Below are 24,055 nucleotides of genomic sequence, written 5' to 3' on the forward strand. Positions count from 1 at the left end.
AAGTATAAGTATAAGGTATGTATCAATATCGCTTTCGTTTTTTATTTATAATGAGTTTTCGCTATATATTGCCAGGGCTTGCCATTCTCACTCTTGGGCGGCTGGCATTATTGTGGTTTGTGAATACTGACATCGAACTCGACATACGCGTTCAAGATCTACTTAGGGCATTATGGGTTGGATTCAGATTTGACGCAAAAATAGTAGCTATAGGTTTTGCTCCATTGATACTCGCTGGCTTATTAAGCCTCACCTCGGCACGTTTTTTCCAAAAAATAACAAAAATCTCGAGTTGGTATGCGACTGTCATCTATGCCTTAATGATCCTAGCCTCTGCAATAAATGTTTACTACTTTTTAGCATATGGTAACCATCTTGATGTATTCCTATTTGGTTTGTTTGACGATGATAGTCAAGCAATCATGGATACGCTTTGGCAAAGCTATCCATTATTATCAGGTATTACAGCCACAATTATTATCGCATTTTTTCTCGGGCATACTTTTTGTATAAAATACAATTCATACAACTCATACAACTCAAATGAACGTTACCAATCCCTGTCAATAAGATCACATATCATGTATTGCATGGCGATAGCAGCGTTTGTTGTTGCTTATTTTATCGTCGCTCGCGGTTCGATAGGATCACTACCACTTAAACGCTATCATGCTAGTGTATCCGAGCTGCCATTACTAAATGCAGCAGTTCCCAATGCTTTTATGGCTCTTGATTGGGCACGGAGTGATTATCAAAAACAAGAGATCCTCTCCTCGATAGAAGAAAAAGAATTAAGAGAACAAATGTTTGCTGTGCTTGGTAAATCCACTCCCTTTGAAAGAACATTAAATAACGACTATTTAAAAAATAACCCGCCTCATGTCGTTATGACTTTGATGGAAGGCATGGGGATGAATATGTTGGTTGAGGATAATAAAGAAACTAATGATTTATTGGGAAGGCTACGCCCTTACTTCCAACAAGAATTCGTTTTTACGCGTTTCTTAGCCAGTACTTCTGCCACTATTGATAGCATCGTCATGATGCTCTTTCACAGTGACATCCCCACAATAAGCCACTCAACTTATAGTGCAAAACCTCTGTCAGATAGTGCCATAGAACCTTATGAGCGTGCAGGATACCAAACCATTTTTATCTATGGTGGCAATGCAATGTGGAGAAATCTATCACGTTACCTTCCGTTGCAAGGATTTGATCACGTTTACGACGAAAACACAATTATCGATACATTCCCCGCAGCGAAAAAAAGTGCCGGGACATGGGGAGTCGCAGATGAATATACTTTCAAGTTAGCACAAAAAATTCTTGAAGAAGCATCCAAACCAACCTTTATCTATATAATGACGGTGACGAACCACTCCCCTTTTTATGTGCCAGATAACTATCAAGCGAAGCCAGTCGCTGCGAGCCCACGATTAAAAAGTCGAGTCCATGGTGAAACAGTTGAAGTAAGTACTATGTTAAAAGCCTACCAATATGCTAGCGATGCTTTAGGCGGTTTCATAGAGGCAATTGATGACTCACCACTTTCTGAGCGCACTATTATTGCTGCAACAGGGGACCATCATTTACGATTTTTATCAAAAGGTGCACAGAACGAAATTGCACTGAATTATGCTGTTCCATTTTTTCTTAAAGTACCAAAAAAAATTCTAACTCAAACATCTTATTATTATGACCCAACGCGTATCGGCTCACACCGCGATATTTTCCCTACGCTCTATCACTTTAGCTTATCCAACTCGCTATACTCGAGTTTAGGCGGAGAAAACTTGCTGCAAAAACAGCCTGTCTCTAATTATGGCTACAATAACTCTGTAGTTATCAACTCGCAGGGGGTATATCGTCTATCATCGCCTAAAAAACTCTACCCTTGGCGTTCATTACTAACTAACGAACGCGAAGCTGTCACAAATTCAGAGCCAAACTGGGGTAGAAACTATCAAAAGCTTCAACATAACTTTCTAAGATTTAGGGTTAACGCCAACAGTGAAAAACATGCGCTGATACGTCCCACTACGACGAATAAGTAAAACAGAAGCGCGTAGGTGGCGCCTTATCATCAACCTACGCGCTAACCTCAGTGATATTGCTTCGCCATCATGGTTTCAAACGCGTCGATCACCTGCTGTGTATCAATGGCAGCCATCACATGATCGCCTTTCACCCTAGTGCTCCATGCCAATTGATTAACGGGCTTGCCATGTTGCTGTTCAGCAAAGGTTTCATAGACACTGACTACATCCGCGAGGTTGTTATAAGGGCCGGTCCGCTTCGGATTACTATGCCCGTAAAGACCTAAAACGGGCGTGCCTTGCGTGGTTGCCATGTGCGCGGGGCCGGAATCGGGGGCTAGCACCGCATCGGCACGTGCGAGCACCGCGGCCAATTGCTTGAGACTTGTTTGTCCCACCAAGTTAATCAGTGGTACGTTGGCGTCGGCAATAATGCGGGCGGCCAGCGTTTTTTCACGCGCTGCCGGTGAACCACAGAGTACCACCTGATAACCTTTACCGACCGCGTAGTCGGCAAATTCAGCATAGCGCTCTGGCAGCCAGTTACGCTCATCTTTACTCGCGGCAGGACTGATCACGACAGTGGGCTTGTCACCGAGTTGCGCTTTGGCAAATGCATGATCGTCTTCAGAAAGTGGTAGTTGCCACTGCGGCTGCGTAACTGGCACACCCAAATATTGAGTGAAGGCGAAAAAGCTATCTAACACATGGCGAGATTGGGTGTCGGGGATCCGTTTATTGGTAAACAGCCACTGTCCCTCTTTCGCTCGGTGGCGGTGAAATCCCACGCGATAGCGCGCGCCGATCCCCACAGTCAATAAGCTCGCGCGTAAAGCAAGCTGCATATGCACTAACGCATCAAACCGGCGCCCTTTCAGCTGCCGCCAGACGTGACGCATGCCTGCTAATCCCGCTTTTTTATCAAACACCACCAGCTCCACCCCATCAAGTCCAGCTAGAAGCTGTGCTTCAACTTTACCAACCACCCAAGTGATCTGCGTCTGCGGCCAATGGCGCTGCACGGCTTGAATCGCCGCGACCGCATGACAAACATCGCCAATCGCAGATAGGCGTAAAAAACACAGGGAGCGTGGGGCGTGAGTAAACAGAGGCATAACAAATTCCAATTAAGTTATCGCGCCGATTATGCAGTTGGCTCGGTTAAATGTAAAATGCCAGCCTATCGATCAAATTGTTACGAGAATGTATTTATGGGCGCTAATACATCCCCCTCAGAAAAGCCGCGAGGGCTGATACGTATCATTAAAGCCACTGGCTATTCTTGGGCTGGATTAAAAGCGGCATATCACCATGAAGCCGCGATCCGTCAAGAAGTTGTATTGTTGGTTGCGGCGCTAGCCGTATTACTCTGGCTACAATTGCCTGTGATGGAATCTTTGATGATGTTCGGCGTCATTGTGTTAGTGATTATCGTCGAACTGCTTAACTCCGCCATTGAAGCCGTGGTCGACAGAGTGGGTGAAGAGCGTCATGAGCTTAGTGGCAGAGCAAAGGACATCGGCTCTGCGGCGGTGTTTGTCAGTTTGCTTTTAGCAGGTGTAATCTGGCTTACCATCTTATGGCATCACTTTGGTGTCCTACTTATTCGATAACACACATCGTCATACAACCCGGCAACGCGTCCATTATGTTGCCGATTGATTAACTTAACTGTGATGAGAAATCATGTCTTTTAAATCGCGACTTCAAACACACAGCTGGTTCATCGCCATTAACGCCCTTGTGTTAATGGCAATAGCCAGCCGCTACTTTGCGTTTCTACCTAGCTTTCCCACAGAACCACTTGGCATCACCTTTATCGTGGTCAGTACCTTTAGCCAAATGGCCTTACTTGCCGCCATTGTTGGCTTGATAACACTTCCGCTGCTAATGCTGCCCACCAAGGTGCGCCAACCGTTGCTCGCCTTGATTGCCTCGGTGGGTGTGATCACGCTTTTCATCGATACCATCGTGTTTGCCCAGTACCGATTCCATATTAATGCCATGGTGCTAGATCTGATCCTCGCAGGGCAAATTGTCAGCTTCCCGCTGATCACTTGGCTGATGGTAATAGGTGGCGTGATTGCCTGCCTCGCCGCGCAATGGGCACTTTTGGCTGCGTTGTCGCGCACACGTTTTTCCCACCAGCACAAAGTCGGCAAAAAATTTGCGCTGCTCACGTTTCTTACCTTGCTTGCCACCCATGGGATTCATATTTGGGCCGCGGCCTACGCGTACCAACCCGTGACAACGGTGAAACGTTATTTGCCACTTTTCTATCCAGCCACCGCCAACAGCATGATGCGCAAAAATGGTTGGATTGATGAACAAGCTCTAGCGCGCCAAAAGGCGATGGATGTAGATCGCGAAGCCGACCTTAACTACCCGCTTTCACCATTAGAAACCATCCATGTTGAACAACCGGTAAATATCATGTTTTTGGTGGTTGACTCATGGCGCGCGGATACCTTCAATGCTGACAACACGCCCAACCTTTGGGCACTGGCACAAAATGGTCGTACCTATTCACATCATCTTGCGACGGGGAACGCCACCCGTACCGGCATTTTTGGCCTGTTTTATGGCATACCGGGCACCTATTGGCACAGTTTTCTTGCCAATCAGCAATCTCCGGTGCTGATGGACCGCCTGCAAGCGCTCGATTATCAACTGGGTATTTTTACCGCCGCGCAATTGGAAAAGCCGGAATTTAACCAAACCGTGTTTGCCAAGGTAGCCGATTTACGTAACGGCTCTGAGGGCGACTCTCCCGCCGAGCTAGACGCAGATCTCACCCAAGATTGGATCCGTTGGCACCAAAAGCGTGACCCCAATCGTCCTACTTTCTCGTTTTTGTTTTACGATGCGCCACATGGCTATGATTTTCCTGCGGACTTTACCCCCAAGTATCAGCCGATGCTGGACGAAATTAACTACCTCAAGCTAAATAACGAGACAGACCCGACACCGTTTTTCAATCGCTATAAGACCAGCGTGCGCTACGTGGATAGCTTGGTGGCCAAGGTCATTGAGGAGCTAAAACAAAGCGGAGAGTTCGATAATACCTTGATTGTGCTCACTGGCGATCACGGCCAAGAAATGAATGACAACCAACTGAATTTTTGGGGGCATAACAGTAACTTTACTGACCCACAAATTCATGTGCCTTTCGCGATGATAGGCCCCGGCATCGAGGCAAAACAGGTCGATACCGGCAAACAACTCACCAGCCACCAAGATGTTGCGCCTACCCTAATGAAGCATTATTTGGGCGTAACGTCCGATCCAGCCAGCTATGCGATTGGTCATGACTTATTTGCACCAAACCCCGGCCAAGATTGGGTGTTATCGTCAAACTACAGCGGCTATGCGTTAGTGACCGACGACACTATTTTAGAAGTGGGTGCGGGGGGGCAATATCAATACATGGATAACACCAACCGACCCATAGAAAACGCGTCACCTGACTTTGCGCAAATGGAAAAAGCCCTCGAGCAAATCAGCCGTTTCCGCTAGTCCGTCGCTTGCACGTTAAGGCCTATCCGTTTATGAGCCTCTGTCTTCCAGAGGCTCATCTATCCATTTTCTGCAGGCTATATCCAGTCAAAAAACTGCACAAACTCTTGCCATTGCGCCGATGCATCCGCCAGCCGCGCTGGATAAAAGCGCACGGCCTGACCGGGTGGCGTTTGCGCCAACATGCTCAAGCTGGCACGGGTTAAACAGCCAAGCTTAGGATAACCACCGAGTGTTTGCCGATCGTTGAGCAACACAATCGGCTGACCATCCGGGGGTACTTGCACGGCGCCGAGTGCAATGCCTTCGGAAACAATACCCGGTTGCTTGCTCACGACGCTCGGTCCATTGAGGCGCACGCCCATACGATCACTGTGCTGATTGACCGTGTATTCACCATCAAAAAATGCCGTTAGCGCCTCGGCGCTGAAGCTATCAAATTGATACCCCGGCACAAGCGCCAGTGGGGTCAGGGCGTTGTAGTCAGGAATAAAACGTGTCGGTACACCGCGCACCCTCGGCAACAGCGCATGCGGTCGGCAAGGCAATACATCTCCTTTGGTGAGCGCCATGCCTCCCGCCTGTTCACCTAATCCGGAATGGAGGCCGCCGAGTTGATTGCGCATCACCGTCGCAGCACTGCCAAATGCCCCATCGACCGCCCAGCCGCCACACACCGCGAGATAGGCCCGCAAACCACGGCGCGCGTAGCGTAAACGCAATTCATCACCCGCATTTAGCGTCAACGTCTGCCACATACCCACGCGCTGACCATTGATACAAGGTTGCATGTCTGCGCCGGTGATGGCGATCGACATCGCGTGGTCAGCACGAAAACGTGCTTGACCCATGGTTATCTCGACAAGCGGTGTATTGGCGGGGTTATCGAGTAAATAATTCGCCCAAGCAAAAGCGTGGCAATCGACCGGCCCGCCTTGGCTTAAGCCAAGCTGGCCCACCCCGTAGCGCCCTGTGTCTTGCACCAAGCTCAATACGCCGGGGTCGAGCACCGTTAATCCTGCCACCATTGACCTCCTGCCGCGCGGTAATCAGACTCTGACATTGGCTCAAAACGGACGGTATCACCTACATCAAACGGCATCATGGGCGATTGACGGGGATTGAATAGCACCTTGGGACAGTTACCAATAATTTGCCAGCCTGCGGGCGACGCCGCCGGATACACCGCAGTTTGCTGTTGTGCAATGCCCACACTGCCGGCGGGGATCTGATGGCGAGGCGTGGTATGCCGCGGCATGGCTATCGTCTCATCCACCGACGCAAGAAAGGCAAAGCCGGGCGCGAAACCAATCGCACAAACGGTGTAAGTTTGTTGGCTGTGTCGCGCAATCACCTCTTGCTCACTCACGCCAGCAAACTCGGCGACCGCAGCCAGATCGGGCCCAACCGAAGGGTGATAATACACCGGCAATATCACGTGTTTTCCGCCCACGGCGTCATCGGTGACTCGCAGTGATTCGCCTTGGTTCATCACCCACGTTTTCAACCTGTCTGGTGACAGTAAGCGAACATTCACTTCTACCAGAACGCTGGTGTAGGCAGGAATTAATTCAACCACACCACGGCCAAAGTGTTGGCGGATTCGCTCACACAGCGCAGATAACTGTGGAACTAAGGCAAGATCGATCTTATTGCCCAACCGGATCATTACCGTGGTTTCACTGACCTGCTCAACCTTGAGTGTCATGGTGTTAAGGCCTTTCTGAGTTGTTTTATCGCCTCGACCGATTGTGGATTATCTCCATGCACACACACCGTATCCGGCGATAGGGTGAGCGTTTGCCCCTCAAGGGTTGTCACCGTGCCATGTTGAGATAGCTGCAACACCTGCGCAATCATCGCGTTAGCGTCATCTAACACCGCGCCCGGTTGACCGCGCGGCGCTAATTGCCCTGACGCCAGGTAGGCTCTATCAGCAAAGGCCTCAAAAATCAGCGGCACACCGACTTGTTGGGCAAGCTGGCGATGCTGACGGTTATCAGGCAATGCCAACACCATTAATGGCGTATTGGGCAGCGTATCAGCCACCGCAGCCAACACCGCTTCAAAGCAATCATTGTCCACCATCATGGTGTTATACAGCGCACCATGGGGCTTCACATAATCAAGGCTCGCATTAAAGCGTGCACAGATCCCTTGTAACGCGCCAATTTGATAGCGAACAAGGTGACTAATTTGTGCAGGGGTATGATCAATATGACGGCGGCCAAAGCCCTGCTTATCGGCGTAGCCGGGATGAGCACCAATACTCACATTGTGCTTTACTGCGAGTGCCACCGTGGCCGCCATTACATCAGGATCTGAGGCATGAAAACCACACGCGATATTGGCCATATCAATCCACGGCATTAGCGCGCTATCCATCCCCATCGACCACGCACCAAAGCTTTCACCCATGTCTGCGTTTAGTTTCATCACTCCCTCGATTTCACTGACTTTGCTTTACCTTACGGCTTTTTAACCCGCGGATAAACCAACAAAATAGTCAGGATGTGAGTCTTGTGTCGTACTCATAAGACTGATAGTTTAAACCACTATGAAAACGGTATTTGATACACACACTCTATTGATTTTTCGCACCCAGTGGTGGCGCGCGCTTTAGCGTGCCATTGAGTCTGGGTATTCATTGGCCGCCGGTAGGCAGTCAATGAGTCGTTTTCAACTTCCCTGTCTCCGTCGGCTTTTATCCTCAAGGAGACACCAATGCACCCCCCCTACTCTATCGACAAAAACGCTATCGACAAAAACGACGTTATTCTGACCGGCGATCGCGCCACTGGCCGCTTACATCTTGGTCATTACAGTGGCTCACTTAGCCAACGACTTGCGTTACAAGGACAATGTGCTCAAACCATTCTGGTCGCAGATATGCAGGGATTAACCGACAATGGTCATCAACCAGGTCACGTCGCCACGCATATTTTAGGCTTGGTCGCGGACTATCTCGCGGTTGGGCTTGACCCTGATAAGGTCACAATTTGTCAGCAATCCCAACTTCCTGCGCTCGCAGAACTCACCATGTTTTATAGTAATTTAGTGAGTTACGCACGACTGGTCCGCAACCCCACGGTAAAACACGAAATCAACGACAAGCAGTTTGGACAGCAAGTTCCCGTCGGTTTTTTAACCTACCCAATCAGTCAAGCCGCCGACATCACCGCATTTGGCGCTAACCTCGTGCCAGTAGGCGATGATCAACTTCCTATGATCGAGCAAACCAACGACATTGTGCGCAAATTTAATCACGTTGTCGGCGAGCCTGTATTACGCGAATGTCGTGCACTTACCAGCAAAGCATCGCGCTTGCCGGGTGTTGATGGTAAAAGCAAGATGTCAAAATCTTTGGGTAACGCCATCTATCTTAGCGATGACAATGACACCATACGTGACGCGGTGCGATCCATGTACACAGACCCTCAACACCTACGCGTCTCAGACCCCGGCCGAGTCGAAGGCAATGTCGTTTTTACCTATTTGGACGCTTTCCACCCTGACGCTCAACACGTCGCCGAACTCAAAGCACATTATCAGCGCGGAGGTCTGGGGGATATGACAGTGAAAAACGTGTTGACCGATAGCTTAATCTCCCTGATATCGCCCATTCGAGAACGGCGAAAAGCACTCATGAACGCCCCTGATTACTTGTCAGATATCCTAAAAGATGGGCAAAAAAAGGCGCGTATACAGACAGAACAAACATGCCAGAACGTTAAGCGTGCATTGGGCCTGCTTGTGGGATAAAGAGGTAAGAGGGGTGAGTGAAAAATGGCTTATACTTACTTACCAGTGATGAATCAGATAGTTATCGCAATCTCTTTTGCATAACGAGTTAGACAGATGTAAAAGATTGCAGAATGTTTCCCAATCCACATCAAATAAAAGGGCTTTTTGCGCGGCAAACGGAAAAAATGTCTTCCATACTTTAGCGAATTCGAAACCATAATTAACACAAGGTATCCGGTATGTTGAAGTTAATGCTGCGCGGAAAGCTCTTAGTGCTTGCCATCGTACCCTTGGTATTATCCATTCTCGTTACGTTATTTATCACTACCTATTACGAGCGAGAGCTGGTCGAAGAGAACATTGCCACTTTTCGAACCAAATTAATTGATGAGCGAAAAATGCAGCTTCGCGAAGCCACAGAAATTGCCGCGACTGTAGTAAAAAACGCACAGCAAGCGGGCGGTGATGCCACACAAAATGTTAAAGATGCACTTCGCGAAGTGACCTTTGGTAAGGCAGGCTACTTTTACATCTACGATAAACAAGGTAACAACGTATTCCATGCCTTAAAGCCAGAGCTTGAAGGCCGGTCCTTGATCAATCTTACAGATCCCAAGGGCAACAAAATTATTGTAGGCCTGCTCGAAGCGGCGCAAAGCGGTGATGGCACCTTCACCTACCTCTATCAAAAGCCGGGTACCAATGAATTGATCGAAAAGATTGGCTATGCCGATATGGTCAATAACGGCCAATGGATGTTGGGGACCGGGGCGTACATTGACGATATTGAGGCACGCGTTGCCGGTTTCCGCGAAAATGCAGAACAGGCTTTAGCGGCACAAACTGCGCGCATGGTCATTGCGGGTATTCTTATTTTGATCATTACGTTCGTTGCCGTCGCCTTTGTTGCCCAACGGATGTCAATACCGGTGAAAGACATGCTGGACAACCTCAATGATATTGCCGACGGTGATGGCGACCTGACCCAGCGCCTGAAAATTAAAGGCAGTGACGAAATTGCTCTGCTTGGGGATGCGTTTAACCGCTTTATCGACAAGCTGCAAACCACCATCCGCAGTGTGGTGGATGTTACGGAAAAAGTGAGCCACACCGCACGCACGATTGACGAGCAAACCCAGATGGTTGCCACGCAATTACAGACTCACGATAACGAGACCGAGCAAGTGGTCACCGCTGTTACCCAGATGAGCTCGGCTGCGCAAGAGGTGTCACAGAACGCCACCCAGGTGGCTGATGCCACTAGTGCAGCTACTGACGACGCGCGTCACGCCCAAGAGAAAGTTCAGTTCTCGATCACCTCGATGCAAGCGCTGGTCGAGCAAATGAATACCTCGAGTACGCATGTGGATTCGCTAAATGAGCAGTCCCATAAGATTACCGGCGTGCTTTCTGTGATTGGCGATATTGCTGAACAAACCAACTTGCTGGCACTTAACGCTGCCATTGAGGCCGCACGTGCAGGCGAACAAGGTCGCGGGTTTGCGGTGGTCGCTGATGAGGTGAGAACCCTCGCAAGCCGCACGCAAAAGAGCACTCACGAAATTCGCGAAATGCTGGATGAGCTACAGTCGTACGTCAATCAAGCTGTAGATGGGATGAAGCAAAGTAACGATACCTGCCAGCAAACCTCGGAGGCATCCAACGAAATTGGTAGCGGCATTGATTCGGTGAGTAACGCCATTACCCAAATCAATGACATGACCAGCTATATTGCCTCGGCTGCCTCGGAGCAAACCACGGTGACCGAAGACATTCACCGTAATCTGGTATCGATTCGCGACATTGTGAGCCAGCTACTCAACGCCAGTAATGACTCGTCACAAGCGGCAACTGACTTAAACCAGACAGGCGAAGAGCTCAAACGTCTGGTGAGCCAATTTAAGGTTTAACCGGCAACACCAGACCAAAAGGCGCTAATCGCTAGCGCCTTTTTCTATTCCGCCCGCCGGCTTATCTTTCTACTTCTGGCAGCGCGCGTGCCATCAATGCACCCAGCAGGCCAAGCGCCGATAACACCGCAATCACCACCATCAACCCCCACTGGCTCAACCATGCCGTGACGCCACCCATGAATAAGAGCATGAAGCCAATCAACGTATTGCTAACCGAGACATAATCGGTGCGCTGATTGCCCTCAGCCATATTCACGATGTAGGTTTTACGCCCAAGCCGCACACCCTCGTGAGCAATGGTCAGGACAAAGTAGACGCCAGGCAGTACCGACGCAAAAGAAAACAGCGCGGGATACCACTGACCGATACTCACCACCACCAGCCCCAATAACGCCGTCACCACGGCAGCCATTATCATCACTTGGCGGCTAGACCGATCGGCAAACAGTCCCCAAAAAGGGGCCGACAACAAACTTGCGATGCCACTAATCGCAACAAAACTTGCGGTGGTGATCGCTAACGCTTGGCTATGCTGACTAGCTAACAGCACATAATAGGGCGCGGATAGGGCCGAACAGAGTAACAGTGAACGGGTGATCACAAAGTGGCGTAGGCGTCTATCATCCACCAATAAGCGCAGTTTAGAAATCGCATGCGTGAGCGCATTGGCACCACCTTCAGTGGCCCCTTCGTATTCATCCACTTGGCTGTAAACCGCCGCGGCAATCCACCAAAGCACTGCGCCGAACGCCAATAGCGCGCAATAGACCCACACATGCTGTTGATCCGAGACACTGAATAATCCGACACCGGCGGCAATCGTCACCGCCCCCGCCAAGCTTGACGACCACCCATTCAAGCGTCCTCGTTGCGGCTTAGGAATGGTTTTCCCTAACACATCTTTCGAGGCGACCGAGCACAAGCCTCGCGCCAAACTAAATACCACCAGCAAGCCGATAATGCTCCAGCCGGCTACCTGACCGGTTAAAAGTAACGCAGCGATCGCCATGGCTAGGATACACGCCCCTTGAATGACAGAGCCCGCCACCCATGCCCACTTACGTACCGCAAATTGGCGGACATAACCGGCGATACCCAACTGAGGCACTAACGAGCCCGCCTCTCGTATGGGCACCAATAAGCCAATTAACGACAAGGGAGCACCAACCGCGGTGAGAAGCGCTGGCAAGACAATTTTCGGGTTAGATACCGCGTCGCCAATTTTGGTGAGTCCTTGGCTAACGATGATGCGGAAAAAATTGCCCGGAACCTCACGGCACGCACTGCCATCAATGTCTTTACAGGCACGCGCATCTTCTTCATTAAAAAGTTTTTGGTGTAAGTCATCCGCTAGTTTGTGCACGCTTTCTCCCAGTCTTTTTTGTTTTTATTCTGCCCATATTGGCAAGGTACGGCAAAATCAACGTGATAATGTTCATCATGGCGAACCCAAGACCGCCGCGTTGAAAACTGAATATGTTGCTTTAAATACTGCCCATACTGGGTATCGTACAGTGTTGGTACTTACTGTAAGTCTTTATGGCTCAAGCGCGTAAGCCAATATTCACGATAGCGAAAATAGCAATAGGTCGAGGCAAACAGGAAAAACAAATACGAAAGCGAAAAGACCAAAGGCGAGGTGATCAACGCATGTTTTAACCCGAGCAGGACACCCGCCGCCGTCACTGCAATCTTAGCGACCACCCCGAGCAACAACAAAAACAGCGCAAACTGGGGGTAATGGCTGCTACGAAACGTGATCCAATAGCAAGCACCCACCGCTGTACTAGCGACGCACAGCCCAAGAAGATAAGAATGGAAATGCTCACCCGCCAGCACACCGCCGACTATGGTCAGCACGAGAAGAAGAATAAATGCCATGTTTCCTGCCTTTTTCTCTATTATGCCACTGGCTGGCTAAGGGTGAGAGTGAAGGCTTAAGAGAGTGCGACACCGCTTGCAGGTTGGGTGCACATAGATGAAAGAGTGCGGGATTTTACCGTCATAATGGCGCCGTAACGTTGTGTCAGCGCATCCACCGAGATCACTTGCCCTTGGCGTTTTACGCTGACACGTGTGCCATAGTCGGCTCCGATGCGTCCAGCGCCCTCATCCGCGCTACCCACATAGGTGAAGCATTCAATCGCTAAATCCACAATCCGAAACTCGCGACGACGCGCACTTAAAAGCGCTACCCAACATTTTGCTGCCAGTACTTGTTGTGGCGTTTCTGCCCGTACCGCAAAGCGCCAACCCTCACCGTCACCATAAAAATCCATCGGGAAATGGCGCTTTATTCTCTTTTTATCGTTATAGGTTTTCATCTTTCAATTGTCGTTTTTTTCGTCACCAGTAATGACAATCATCGTCATAATTACTGCATTATCATGCCCTATCGTCCAACGCTTGCCTAATCAAATTTACTCGATAGTGCCCAAGCGTCTAGCAATTAAACATGTAAACTATGAATAGCCTCGCAACCTCACTTATCGCAAAACAATCATCATAATTTTGTCGCGAAAATACCGAACCACATCATCATTCTTAATATATCTAGCTAAACTATTATTTGTACTGGGAGATTTTCATCAACGAGGCCGCGAGAGGATGCAAAAGAAGATAATGCGTTGTCTGAGCGTGTTTATCAGTCTGATCATCATGCTGAGTGCTTCTGCAAAGGCAGAGCAACCTATACGTGTTTTATTCATCAATCCAGGGCATGCGTCTGAAAGCTTCTGGCAGGAAGTCGATCAATACAGCATAGCCGCTGCGGACGCTCTTGGGATCGAGTTAGATATCCGCCACGCCTCCCGTAATCACTTTGCGATGCGTCAAATACTCTCGGCGAGACTGAATAAGCCCCCCCTTCCCAACTATGTGATCATTGTGAATGAAAAGCTGGCAGCCAATCACCTTTTTCCGATTTTACGTCAACACCCGATTTACGTTCAGGTCATCTTAAATGACATCGATGCAGAAGTGCGCGCAAACCTGTTAAGCGATCCTCACTGGCAGCAATATTTGTTACCCAGCGTGATCCCAAATAATCGCTATATTGGGGAGAAAATTGCTGAGGCCATGGTAAAAGCTGGCCACCAACAACCCGGCGAAGCGGTTATAATATCGGGCGATCTCAACACTCCGGCCTCTGTTGCCCGCGAAGCTGGCGCTCGCGACTATTTCAAAAGCCATCAGCAGATTGAATTAATGCAAGTCGTTCATGGGCAATGGGATGAAGCAATAAGCTATGAACAAATGGGCACGTTGCTGCAACGTTATCCAGCGTTGAGATACGTTTGGACCGCGAATGATCATATGGCATTTGGCGCCATCAAAGCGGCGCAAGAAATGGGGAAAAAGCCGGGTGAAGATATTTTTTTCGCGACAGTGAATACGTCAGCAAAGGTTCTATCGCTGAGACAGCAAGGTATTATCTCGGCACTGGGCGGCGGACATTTCTCTGCGGGAGGCATAGCACTTACCCGTATTTATGCCCATGCAAATGGCCTTTCATTACCGTTATTATGCGCTGACCAGTTGTTCCAGTTGATAGAGCCCAACACACCCTATTTTTCTTTTTTACAGGCCGATGCTTGGGACCATATCTCTTTCAAAGAAATGGCTCGTCAACAACGCTCGCACTGCGGTGCTGATAAAATGGAACGGATCAACCAGTGACCCAATTCGATATCAATTTAAAAGGTCTCCAAGCTCGTATCGCGTTTGTGGTACTGGCGCTCAGTTTGCTGTTTTCTATCGGAAGCACGCTATCTCAGATGTATCTTAACTACCAACGTGCGGTAGCCACCTCGACCACACTAATCGAAAGTCGCAGCACGGACGCCGCGCGTGTGATTAGTCATGCGCTCTGGGTGGTCGATTTAGAACTCGTACGTCGCAGTGTTAAAGGGTTGTCGATGATCCCAACCGTTTGCCGCGTTGAGGTAAAAGGCTTTGATGGCACCCAGATCAGCGAAGTTAATAGCACGAGTAGTCATTGTGATGCCAATCATCAAGTTCTTTTAAGCGTGCAGGGGAATAACATCGGTACGCTGAATATGGTACTCAATCGCTACGAGGTAAAACGGGAGGCGCTTGATAGTGCGACTCCTCTCGCACTCGTCCATTTTACTGAAGCATTCATCATCACTATCATCGTACTTTGGGTGGTCAACCGACTATGTTCTCGACCACTAAAGCAGTTAACAAATTCTTTGGACCGGTATCAATCAGAAAAAACCAATCAAAGCTGTGTACCTGTAAGCTTGATCCAACGCGGCGATGAGATTGGTAAGGTGGCGCGTTCCATCAACGCCATGCAATCGCGTATCCGCGATGACTTTCTGCAAAAGCGTATTACCGAGCGAGAGTTAAGACAACATCAAACATTGCTGGAAGAACAAGTCGAACAGCGTACCAAGGCACTCAATTGGCAATCAAACGCAAGCTCTTTGCTCGCAGATATTTCCATTCAGTTTCTAAGCTCTGACTCCCACAATATCACGGAAGATGTTGAGCAAGTGCTCCCCAGCATGGCAAAGCTTTTGGGGGTAGAAGCAATCAGCTGGTACGCCTTCGATGCCTATCGCGCTGAGCGTCGTTGCTATTGGCCACAGGAGATTACCTTCGCCCCAGATGTGGTCGACCTAAGTGAAATGCACATGATCAAGCGTTGGCTTGCGGATACAGAAGCGCTGGTGGTTCCCCATGTCGGACAGTTAGGCGAAGACGCTATCAACGAACGAACTTGGTTACGCCATCGCGGCATTCTCTCTATTGCCGCATTTCCGCTAACTGACGGCCGAAAAAGCTTTGGCATGATCACAGTGGCGAATCGCCATTTACCCTTTATTTGGGATAACAACAAAACACTGTTGCTCAAACGCTTTGCGACTGCAATCAGTGAAGTCATGATCCGCGAACGCAATCATGTTGCCATGGAGCAGTTACAAGAAGAATTGATCATTGCCAATGAGCGACTGAAAGTACAAGCAGAAACCGACGACTTAACCCGGCTCATGAACCGCCGCCCGTTTAAACGTGAGCTCAGCAATCATATTTACGACGGCATCAAAAAAAACCATCCAGTCGCGGTCATGATGATCGATGTCGACCATTTTAAAGCCTACAACGATGAGTATGGACACTTACAAGGCGATGACGCACTCACTCAAATCGCGCGTGTTTTACTCACCCGTACCCAAGAGTATGAAGGCACGGTTGCACGGTTCGGGGGAGAAGAATTTGCCATCACACTTCCCCCTAAGCATGCCGCACAGCTCGACGGCTTGGCCAATGCGATTCGCGATGATATTACTGAACTGGCAATGACGCATGAGAAAAACCCTGATGGCGATTATGTCACTGTCAGTATCGGCGGGATCATCACGATACCGGATGATGAGACATCAGACTCCTATCTGTTAGAGGCCGCCGACCAACAACTCTATCAAGCCAAAGACGACGGCCGCGATTGCATTAACATTCTCGACCAGCGAGAGGAAAAATAGCGAGCCAGCTCACGCCCGTTTGCGAGCAACCATCGACATTCATGACAGGACGATGACGGTATGCTACAACGCCAACATCATGGTGTGGCAGCTGTCTTTGCAATGCCCATCGATAAGCGCATCCGCGCAACATAATAATAAATTGTTATCGACTCAAGAAAAGGAAGCCCTATGAAAGTCGTTTTTATCCGTCATGGAAAAACCGATTACTCACTGGCAGACGCGCGCCAAATGAGCCAGTTGGAAAAAGACTATGCCCCCTTGCAGCGTGAGTGTATTCCCGACATTCAGGCCTTGGCCAATCATCCTAGCTTACAGCAAGCAGAGATTATTCTGTCTTCGCCCTACACGCGTGCATTACAAACCGCTGAAATCCTCAATCGTCAGCTGCAAAACCCGTTGTTTGTAGAACATGACCTACGCGAGTGGCAAGCGGATATCAAAGGCAGCTATATTCCCCTTTCAGAGCGCGATAGACGCTGGCTTGAGTATCGCGAGCTATTTGCCAATGGCAACGAGGTTACCAACGCAGGCTATGAATCGGCAACCTCGTTACACCGCCGCGTCAGTGCCGTGCTCGATAGCTATCAAACCTACTCAACCATCGCCGTTGTCGCCCACTTTAATGTGATAGAAGCGATTGTGGGGTATCGCGAACAAGGCATTGAATACGGCGAAATTATCGAATTTGATTATCAGCCCGGTCAATAACAACCTTCTCACGCAGAGATAGACGCCTCGAGTACAGTAAAAAGGGACGCCGCATGCGTCCCTTTGCCGTCGCTACTATTTTGTCAGGCCATTATTGGCAATCACGTTTTGATACCAGTAAAAGCTCTTTTTGCGATGACGTGAAAAGTCACCACTGCCATCGTCATGACGGTCAACATAAATAAACCCATAACGCTTGCGATACTCTCCTGTGGTAAACGAAACACAGTCAATACAGCCCCAAGGGGTGTAACCAATCACATCCACCCCATCTTGTGAAATTGCCTCTCCCAAGGCCTCGATGTGTTGTGATAAGTAGCTGATACGATAATCATCATTAATCTCGCCCGATGCCTCCTTCGTATCCAGCGCACCTAAACCATTTTCCACCACAAAAATCGGTTTCTCGTAACGTTCATAAAGCTCAGACAGCGCGTAGCGCAACCCCTTAGGGTCAATTTGCCACCCCCAATCAGAGGCGGGTAAGTGCGGATTCAAACGGCTGGCGCTGAATAACGCATTTTCATCTTCCTCGGGTGGATTGGCATCGACAATGTTGGTCATGTAGTAACTGATCGCCAGAAAATCCGCGCGGCCATTTTCTAGAATTTGTGCGTCATCGTCGTCCATCGCGACCTGAATCCCTTTTGCAGCCCATTGTGGCCAAATATAATGAGGATAGTGGCCCCTAACCTGCACGTCGCTGCATAAATATTTATCTCGCATCGCGCGTTGAGATGCCAGTAGATCATCAGGATGGCACGTTGCCGGATACAGCGGCATCATATGGATCATGCTACCAATTTTAAAATCTGGGTTAATGACGTGGCCCAGCGCGACCACTTTGGCACTCGCCACGAATTGATGGTGCAGCACCTGATAAAGCATCTGCTCGGGGTGATCGTGTTCGGTAAAAATGACCCCTGAGTTACAATAGCCGAATAGCGGATAGTCCCAATTAAGCTGATTGTTAATCTCGTTAAAGGTAATCCAGTAGGTGACTTTATCGCGATAGCGCGTGAACACCGTCTCGCAAAAACGCACAAAGCAGTCCACCACTTTGCGGTTGGCCCAGCCACCATACGCTTTCACAAGGTGATAAGGCATTTCGAAATGCGACAGGGTGATCACCGGCTCGATTCCCTGCGATAACAAGTTATCAATCAAGCGGTCATAAAACGCTAATCCGGCTTCATTCGGAGTAGATTCATCACCGTTTGGGAAGATCCGCGACCATGCAATCGAGGTTCTGAAGCACTTAAATCCCATTTCCGCGAATAAAGCAATGTCTTGCGGATACCGGTGGTAAAAATCAACCGCTTGGTGATTCGGATACGCCTCCCCAGCCTTAATGGTATCGGTCATCTTTCTAGGTACGCCGTGCTCACCTTTGGTCAACACATCGACAATGCTGATCCCCTTGCCATCGGCGTTCCAACCCCCTTCCACCTGATGCGCAGCCACGGCGCCGCCCCAAAGAAAGTTCTCAGGAAATTTACTCATGTATCACCTCTTATCCGTCTTCGTCGCTAGCCTACCCCGTTCAATACTGCTGAAGTGTGAACTGAATCCAAGATTAATTGATAGTTAATATAGTTGCTGGAAACAGCCATGCCAGAATGAATAAAAACGCAAAATAAAAGACAATTTATTCTGTTAACTTATTTCGCTGGCAGTGATACGCTTAAGTGATATACAACGGATACCGTTTGATCAGTCCACAAGGAGTATCAATGAGCATTTTTAGTCAGGTCGCGATTGTTGGTGGCACCCATGGCAATGAATTCAGTGGCATCTACGCACTTAAACAGTGGCAGCAGAATAGCGAGACGGTCACACGAAGCAGTTTTTCTACTGAGTTATTTTTCGCAAATCCCTGCGCATATCAAGCCAACAAGCGCTATCTCGATTGTGACCTTAATCGGCAATTTGATCCCAAGTTACTGGCTGATCAATCACTTGCTAACTATGAGCAGAGCAGAGCCAAGGTACTCAATCAGCAACTCGGCCCCAAAGGCGATCCGCGAGTAGATTTAATTATTGATTTGCACAATACCACCAGCAATATGGGCCCGACGCTAATTTTATTGACCCTAGATACCTTCAATACCCAGTTAGCCGCCTATGTCATCGAACGCATGCCCGATGCGGTTATCTTAGTCGAAGATCATATCGAGCCCATTCAGCAAGCCTTCTTATGCTCAGTAGCTAAACAAGGTGTGATCGTTGAAATTGGCCCCCAACCTCAATCGGTGCTGCGCCATGATGTGATGGAATCGATGCATGAAATGACCACGCACATTCTTGACTTCGTTCATTTATTTAATATCGACCAAGTGCCTGAATTGCCGGAAAAGATCACTGGGTTCCGTTACACAGAAACACTGCACTTACCTCAGGATGCATCTGGGGAACGCATTGGTATGGTGCATCAACACGTTCAAGACAAAGACTTCGCTCCGGTGAATCCAGGGGATCCACTCTTTATCTTGTTTGATGGCAGCGAGCAAACATGGCAAGGCGACTATGTTGCGTACCCACATTTTATTAATGAAGCCGCGTATTACGATAACAACATCGCCATGTCGATGGCAGAGCGTATTGAGATCATCACCAAATAATAAACCCATCAATAACACGAACAAGCACTGGGTTTTGTACTACGCTTAAGCTATTTCCGGCAGACGTATAGAGCCAGTTGTGAACAAGGCAATTGAACATCATAAAGACGTTGAGACGATACTGCCCTCGCTGTTTCGTAATCTAGATACCGCCGTTGTAATAGCCGACACGCAACGGCGCATCCAGTTTTTAAACCCCGAAGCAGAAGCCCTGTTTGGTTGTACACTGGAAAGTGTGAAAAATACCAGCACGCGAGTGCTATACGCCGAACAAGAAGACTTCGATGCTAAGGGGCGTGAACGCTTTAATCCCGAGGCGGAGCCCTATTATCACAATGCTTACGTAGTAAGATACAAAACCGCCGATGGTCATGTGTTTCTGGGGGAAACTCACGGTGGTCCAGTGTGCGATGATAACCAAGACGTTATTATGTACGTGGCCTTTATCCAAGATATCAGCACGCGCGTTGAAGTGGAATCAGCCCTTAGCCAACTGCATTCCATTACCTCGGCGCGCAATCTTGACTTCAGCAAACGCGTGGAGCGTATTTTATCACTGGGTTGCAAACACTTCGGGCTACCCATTGGCATTCTTAGCCAAATCGTCGACCAACGCTATACCGTCCAACAAGCCATTCATCCCGAATGTGCGCTCCAAGCCGGCCAGGTATTTGATTTACAAACCACCTATTGCAGTCATGTCTATCAAGCCAATGAGGTCAAAGGATTTCATCATGTTGGCAACAGTGATATCCGCTCACACCCCTGTTACCAACATTTTGCTTTAGAAGCTTATATTGGCGCCCCCATTTTTATTGATGGTGAGCGCTATGGCACCCTAAATTTTTCTAGTCCAGAGCCCACTCGACCCTTTATTCCACAAGATTTCGAACTATTGCGACTATTTGCTGAGTGGGTGGGTCATGAGCTGGCGCGACTACGTGATTGGGAAGCGTTAGAACATGCACAGCAACTGCTTGAGATCCAAGCCAATACTGACTCGCTCACCCAACTCTACAATCGCCACTATCTGACTAATGCACTGACCAAGGAACTGGCGCGATGTGAACGTTACAAAAATCCATTAACACTGGCAGTCGTCGACTTTGACCATTTCAAGAATCTTAATGATACCTATGGCCACCGAGCTGGCGATATCGCGCTACAGCGCTTTGGGAATATTGTCAGGGAAGAATCACGAACCAACGACATATATGGTCGCTGGGGCGGGGAAGAGTTTTTGTGTGTGCTACCGGAGACCGATATAGACGGCGCGAAAGTGGTACTCCAGCGTCTCGTCGAGCGCGTTCACGCCGAAGTCATCCATGTGGATGGGCAAGCTATACGTTGCACCATCAGTATCGGTTACACCCATTTTGTGTCACACGATACACAAGATACGATCATTCAACGCGCGGATACCGCACTCTATAAAGCAAAGAAAAATGGCCGGAACCGAATCGAGCAGGCGTGATTCAAGATCGCTGTTTTCGGGCCCAAGTCACATAATCTTGGATGACAGGTTCTGCGAGCAACAGATCAAGCGTGTGGTAGGAGCGGCCTAACTGCTTTTCACTAAATTGACGATGGATAAAGGCATGGCAACGTCGGCATACCCAGATACCATGCTCGCGCATGTAGGCACGGGAAAAGCGTTTGGTAAACCACTTATTGTTATGGCAGGTTTTCGGGATCAGGTGATGGAAGGTCAGCGGGCGTTGGTGCTGACAAATCACACAGGGTGTTGAAGAAGGTGGTGGCATTGGCATCGAGTGATAGCGCAACGAATGAAGGGGACATCACCCAAGCGACGTCCCTTTCAGTATTAAGCCAGCAACTTACGCGAAGTTGTCGCGCAAGTACTCAATGATATCGTCTGACTCATACATCCAGTGCGTCTCACCGCCTTGGTCGATACGCAGACAAGGTACCATGCCTTTGCCGCCTTCGGTTTGCAGGCGCTGCCACTCTTGTGGATTCGCATTCATATCCACCAGCGGGATATCGAGCTTTAACTCCGCCATCACCGCACGAACTTTATGACAAAATGGGCAGTGCTCTTTGTGATACAAGCTTAGTTCGTTCAAATCAGCCATCATGTTTCCTTTTTGAAAAAGCGGCCATGGGTGTGCCGCTGTTTACTGTCATTGTTTATCCCTAATGATGGCATTGAAGACGGTATTGATGCTAGTCATCCACTCGCTTTGTTGGCACTAAATTGCGACAACCGCTCGACGAGTGTACGGGTTTCATCAATGAGACCACTGATCTCTGACGCCGATGCGGTGGTTTTTTGTGCCAGCGCACGCACCTCGTCCGCTACCACAGCAAATCCTCGGCCCGCATCCCCTGCCCGGGCAGATTCGATCGCCGCATTGAGGGCGAGTAAATTGGTTTGGTCAGAAATGCCGTTAATCGTCCCTGTAATGGTGCCAATGCTATCTAGAATTTGCACCATCGACCCATGAGTATCGCTGATCACCGCGTTCCGTTCACTCACATCAGAGCCATAAACGATCGTTTTGGAAAGCTTTCCATCGTCATCTAACACAGGTGACATTACAGCTTCTACCGTCACACGCTTTTGCTCTTGTTCACAGACAAAATGCTGCTGGATAACTTGGCCAGATTGAAGACGTTTTAGATCATAATCACCGACTAACCCTTTTAAGTCACGGTAACGGCGTTGGCATGCCTCCAAACTCTCTTCCCCAAGGGCATTTAAGCCATGACTATTAATCAACTCAAAATGTCCTTGCGAGTCACATTCGATCACGATGTTACTTTCGGAAATCGCTTTTAAACGGGCATCATTCTCCACTGCTTCAGATTTGGTCGCATTAACATTCGCCTGCACAGAGATATACCGCTCGACTTGACCATCATGACCAAAAATGGGGTTAATCGATAACGAAATCCAGTAAGGTTCACCCGCTTTGGTATAGTTGAGAATTTCTTCGTAAAAAGGCTGGTTATTGTCAAGGTTACGTCGAATACGCGCCACGGTTTCTGGGCTTGTGTTTTTGCCTTGCAATACATGCCCCGGCTTTTTGCCAACCATGTCCTCTAGGGTATAACCCGTCATATTGGTAAACCCAGGATTCACGTACTCAACCAAGCCATTGGGGTCGGTGATAATCACTGAGTTATCCGTCCCATTAGCCACCAGTGACAACACCTTGAACTCTTCTTGCTGCTTTTTCTGTGCGTCGATGTCTTTCACAAACGCGGTATAGAGAATATCACCGCTGTCGAGTTTAACCCGAGATAGAGATAGGTTTGCCCATATCGTTTGGCCGTCAAAAGTGTGTAATTCAATGTCGCGTGACGTACCCACGATTTTATCTTGACCGGTTTCCCTGTTCGCATTCACAAATTGATCATGCTTAGGTTGGATTTCAGCAGGCACCAGCATTTTCACATTTTGGCCTAACACATCGTCTCGCTCACATCCCCACAATGCTTCAGCCGCTTTATTGAAAAAAATTACTTCGTTCTTGCTGTTAATCGTGACGACCGCATCAATACACTGTTCGAGGGTTTGATTAATGATTTCTTGCGACTCTTTCTGTTTGCTGATGTCTTTTACAAACGCGGTGTAGTGGATATGCTTGCCAACTTTAACTTTCGATAGCGAAAGGTTACACCATGCGATACTGCCATCTTTACGTTCAACCTGAACATCGCGTGATGTGCCAACAATCTTATCTTCACCGGTATTCCGGTTATTATTGACATAGCTGTCGTGATTCGCCTGATACATTCTCGGCACCAGCATTTTCACGTTTTTGCCGAGCACTTCTTCGGGATGATATCCCCACAAACGCTCAGCGGCAGGGTTGTAATAAGTGATGTTATTGTTGTGATCAATCGTCACAATCGCATCGATGGCTTGATCGAGGACTTGCTGTAGTGCACCCTCACCCTTTCTTAGTAACGTTGACTTAAACATGGCAAGCCCTCCCATTAACATTATTAATACAAATATCAGTACTAATGTGAGG

Annotated in this window: 21 protein-coding genes; 10 read left to right on the forward strand and 11 right to left on the reverse strand. The window is 48.8% G+C overall.

Annotated features, from left to right (window positions below):
* Positions 1-17 precede the first annotated feature (17 nt).
* Complete coding sequence (locus tag BZG84_RS14680; protein WP_077678394.1) at positions 18-2,054, forward strand: LTA synthase family protein; 2,037 nt, start codon at positions 18-20, stop codon at positions 2,052-2,054.
* Between the two features lie 47 nt (positions 2,055-2,101).
* On the opposite strand, the gene BZG84_RS14685 is transcribed toward BZG84_RS14680, so the two are convergent.
* Entirely contained in the window at positions 2,102-3,151 is a 1,050-nt protein-coding gene (locus BZG84_RS14685) for a glycosyltransferase family 9 protein (RefSeq protein ID WP_077678395.1), read from the reverse strand.
* A gap of 96 nt (positions 3,152-3,247) precedes the next feature.
* Between BZG84_RS14685 and BZG84_RS14690 the strand changes: the two genes are divergently transcribed.
* Both BZG84_RS14690 and BZG84_RS14695 read left to right on the forward strand, forming a co-directional pair.
* Positions 3,248-3,649: a diacylglycerol kinase gene (locus tag BZG84_RS14690; protein WP_077479625.1), complete on the forward strand. Its 402-nt coding sequence runs from the start codon at positions 3,248-3,250 to the stop codon at positions 3,647-3,649.
* Positions 3,650-3,722: 73 nt separating this feature from the next.
* Entirely contained in the window at positions 3,723-5,552 is a 1,830-nt protein-coding gene (locus tag BZG84_RS14695; RefSeq protein WP_077479626.1) for a DUF3413 domain-containing protein, read from the forward strand.
* 77 nt (positions 5,553-5,629) lie between these two features.
* On the opposite strand, the gene BZG84_RS14700 is transcribed toward BZG84_RS14695, so the two are convergent.
* Genes BZG84_RS14700 through BZG84_RS14710 form a run of 3 tightly spaced genes read right to left on the reverse strand, consistent with a single transcriptional unit; the run spans position 5,630 to position 7,988 of the window.
* Complete coding sequence (locus BZG84_RS14700; RefSeq protein ID WP_077678396.1) at positions 5,630-6,580, reverse strand: 5-oxoprolinase subunit C family protein; 951 nt, start codon at positions 6,578-6,580, stop codon at positions 5,630-5,632.
* Positions 6,565-7,260: a 5-oxoprolinase subunit PxpB gene (gene pxpB / locus BZG84_RS14705; RefSeq protein WP_077479628.1), complete on the reverse strand. Its 696-nt coding sequence runs from the start codon at positions 7,258-7,260 to the stop codon at positions 6,565-6,567. Before pxpB ends, BZG84_RS14700 begins: the two co-directional genes overlap by 16 nt.
* Positions 7,257-7,988: a 5-oxoprolinase subunit PxpA gene (locus BZG84_RS14710; RefSeq protein ID WP_077479629.1), complete on the reverse strand. Its 732-nt coding sequence runs from the start codon at positions 7,986-7,988 to the stop codon at positions 7,257-7,259. Before BZG84_RS14710 ends, pxpB begins: the two co-directional genes overlap by 4 nt.
* A gap of 288 nt (positions 7,989-8,276) precedes the next feature.
* Here BZG84_RS14710 and trpS point away from each other — a divergent pair, with 288 nt between their 5' ends.
* Both trpS and BZG84_RS14720 read left to right on the forward strand, forming a co-directional pair.
* A complete protein-coding gene (trpS, locus tag BZG84_RS14715; RefSeq protein WP_077479630.1) occupies positions 8,277-9,314 on the forward strand; it encodes a tryptophan--tRNA ligase in 1,038 nt (345 codons plus the stop codon).
* A gap of 221 nt (positions 9,315-9,535) precedes the next feature.
* Positions 9,536-11,206, forward strand: coding sequence for a methyl-accepting chemotaxis protein (locus BZG84_RS14720; RefSeq protein WP_077479631.1), 1,671 nt, complete (start codon positions 9,536-9,538; stop codon positions 11,204-11,206).
* Positions 11,207-11,267: 61 nt separating this feature from the next.
* Here BZG84_RS14720 and BZG84_RS14725 read toward each other — a convergent pair whose 3' ends face one another.
* The 3 genes from BZG84_RS14725 to BZG84_RS14735 all read right to left on the reverse strand — a co-directional run bounded on the left by BZG84_RS14725 (position 11,268) and on the right by BZG84_RS14735 (position 13,533).
* Positions 11,268-12,572, reverse strand: coding sequence for an MFS transporter (locus tag BZG84_RS14725; protein ID WP_077479632.1), 1,305 nt, complete (start codon positions 12,570-12,572; stop codon positions 11,268-11,270).
* 161 nt (positions 12,573-12,733) lie between these two features.
* Positions 12,734-13,090, reverse strand: a complete 357-nt coding sequence (locus tag BZG84_RS14730) for an NADH:ubiquinone oxidoreductase (RefSeq protein WP_077479633.1) — start codon at positions 13,088-13,090, stop codon at positions 12,734-12,736.
* A gap of 56 nt (positions 13,091-13,146) precedes the next feature.
* A complete protein-coding gene (locus tag BZG84_RS14735; RefSeq protein WP_131825053.1) occupies positions 13,147-13,533 on the reverse strand; it encodes a hypothetical protein in 387 nt (128 codons plus the stop codon).
* Between the two features lie 187 nt (positions 13,534-13,720).
* On the opposite strand from BZG84_RS14735, the gene BZG84_RS14740 reads away from it, so the two are divergent.
* From BZG84_RS14740 to BZG84_RS14750, 3 genes are all read left to right on the forward strand, one after another.
* The gene (locus tag BZG84_RS14740) at positions 13,721-14,887 is read left to right on the forward strand and encodes an ABC transporter substrate-binding protein (RefSeq protein WP_131825054.1); all 1,167 of its coding nucleotides are present in this window, start codon (positions 13,721-13,723) and stop codon (positions 14,885-14,887) included.
* Positions 14,884-16,719: a diguanylate cyclase domain-containing protein gene (locus tag BZG84_RS14745; protein WP_077678397.1), complete on the forward strand. Its 1,836-nt coding sequence runs from the start codon at positions 14,884-14,886 to the stop codon at positions 16,717-16,719. The genes BZG84_RS14740 and BZG84_RS14745 overlap by 4 nt, the downstream gene beginning before the upstream one ends.
* Positions 16,720-16,890: 171 nt before the next feature.
* Positions 16,891-17,430, forward strand: coding sequence for a histidine phosphatase family protein (locus tag BZG84_RS14750; protein ID WP_077479637.1), 540 nt, complete (start codon positions 16,891-16,893; stop codon positions 17,428-17,430).
* A 75-nt stretch (positions 17,431-17,505) separates the two neighbouring features.
* Here BZG84_RS14750 and BZG84_RS14755 read toward each other — a convergent pair whose 3' ends face one another.
* Positions 17,506-18,933 (reverse strand): 6-phospho-beta-glucosidase, encoded by a 1,428-nt coding sequence (locus BZG84_RS14755; RefSeq protein ID WP_077678398.1) that lies wholly within the window; start codon positions 18,931-18,933, stop codon positions 17,506-17,508.
* A gap of 230 nt (positions 18,934-19,163) precedes the next feature.
* On the opposite strand from BZG84_RS14755, the gene BZG84_RS14760 reads away from it, so the two are divergent.
* On the forward strand, positions 19,164-20,051 hold the full coding sequence (locus BZG84_RS14760) for an aspartoacylase (protein WP_077479639.1): 888 nt from the start codon (positions 19,164-19,166) through the stop codon (positions 20,049-20,051).
* Between the two features lie 79 nt (positions 20,052-20,130).
* Positions 20,131-21,525 (forward strand): sensor domain-containing diguanylate cyclase, encoded by a 1,395-nt coding sequence (locus BZG84_RS14765; protein ID WP_077678399.1) that lies wholly within the window; start codon positions 20,131-20,133, stop codon positions 21,523-21,525.
* A gap of 1 nt (position 21,526) precedes the next feature.
* Here BZG84_RS14765 and BZG84_RS16300 read toward each other — a convergent pair whose 3' ends face one another.
* The 3 genes from BZG84_RS16300 to BZG84_RS14775 all read right to left on the reverse strand — a co-directional run bounded on the left by BZG84_RS16300 (position 21,527) and on the right by BZG84_RS14775 (position 24,003).
* Entirely contained in the window at positions 21,527-21,814 is a 288-nt protein-coding gene (locus BZG84_RS16300; protein ID WP_131825055.1) for a hypothetical protein, read from the reverse strand.
* A gap of 75 nt (positions 21,815-21,889) precedes the next feature.
* Entirely contained in the window at positions 21,890-22,150 is a 261-nt protein-coding gene (locus tag BZG84_RS14770; RefSeq protein WP_241825815.1) for a glutathione S-transferase N-terminal domain-containing protein, read from the reverse strand.
* A 92-nt stretch (positions 22,151-22,242) separates the two neighbouring features.
* Complete coding sequence (locus tag BZG84_RS14775; protein ID WP_077479642.1) at positions 22,243-24,003, reverse strand: PAS domain S-box protein; 1,761 nt, start codon at positions 24,001-24,003, stop codon at positions 22,243-22,245.
* Positions 24,004-24,055 lie beyond the last annotated feature (52 nt).

It is taken from the genome of Salinivibrio sp. PR932, assembly GCF_001996125.1.
GTDB lineage: Bacteria > Pseudomonadota > Gammaproteobacteria > Enterobacterales > Vibrionaceae > Salinivibrio > Salinivibrio proteolyticus.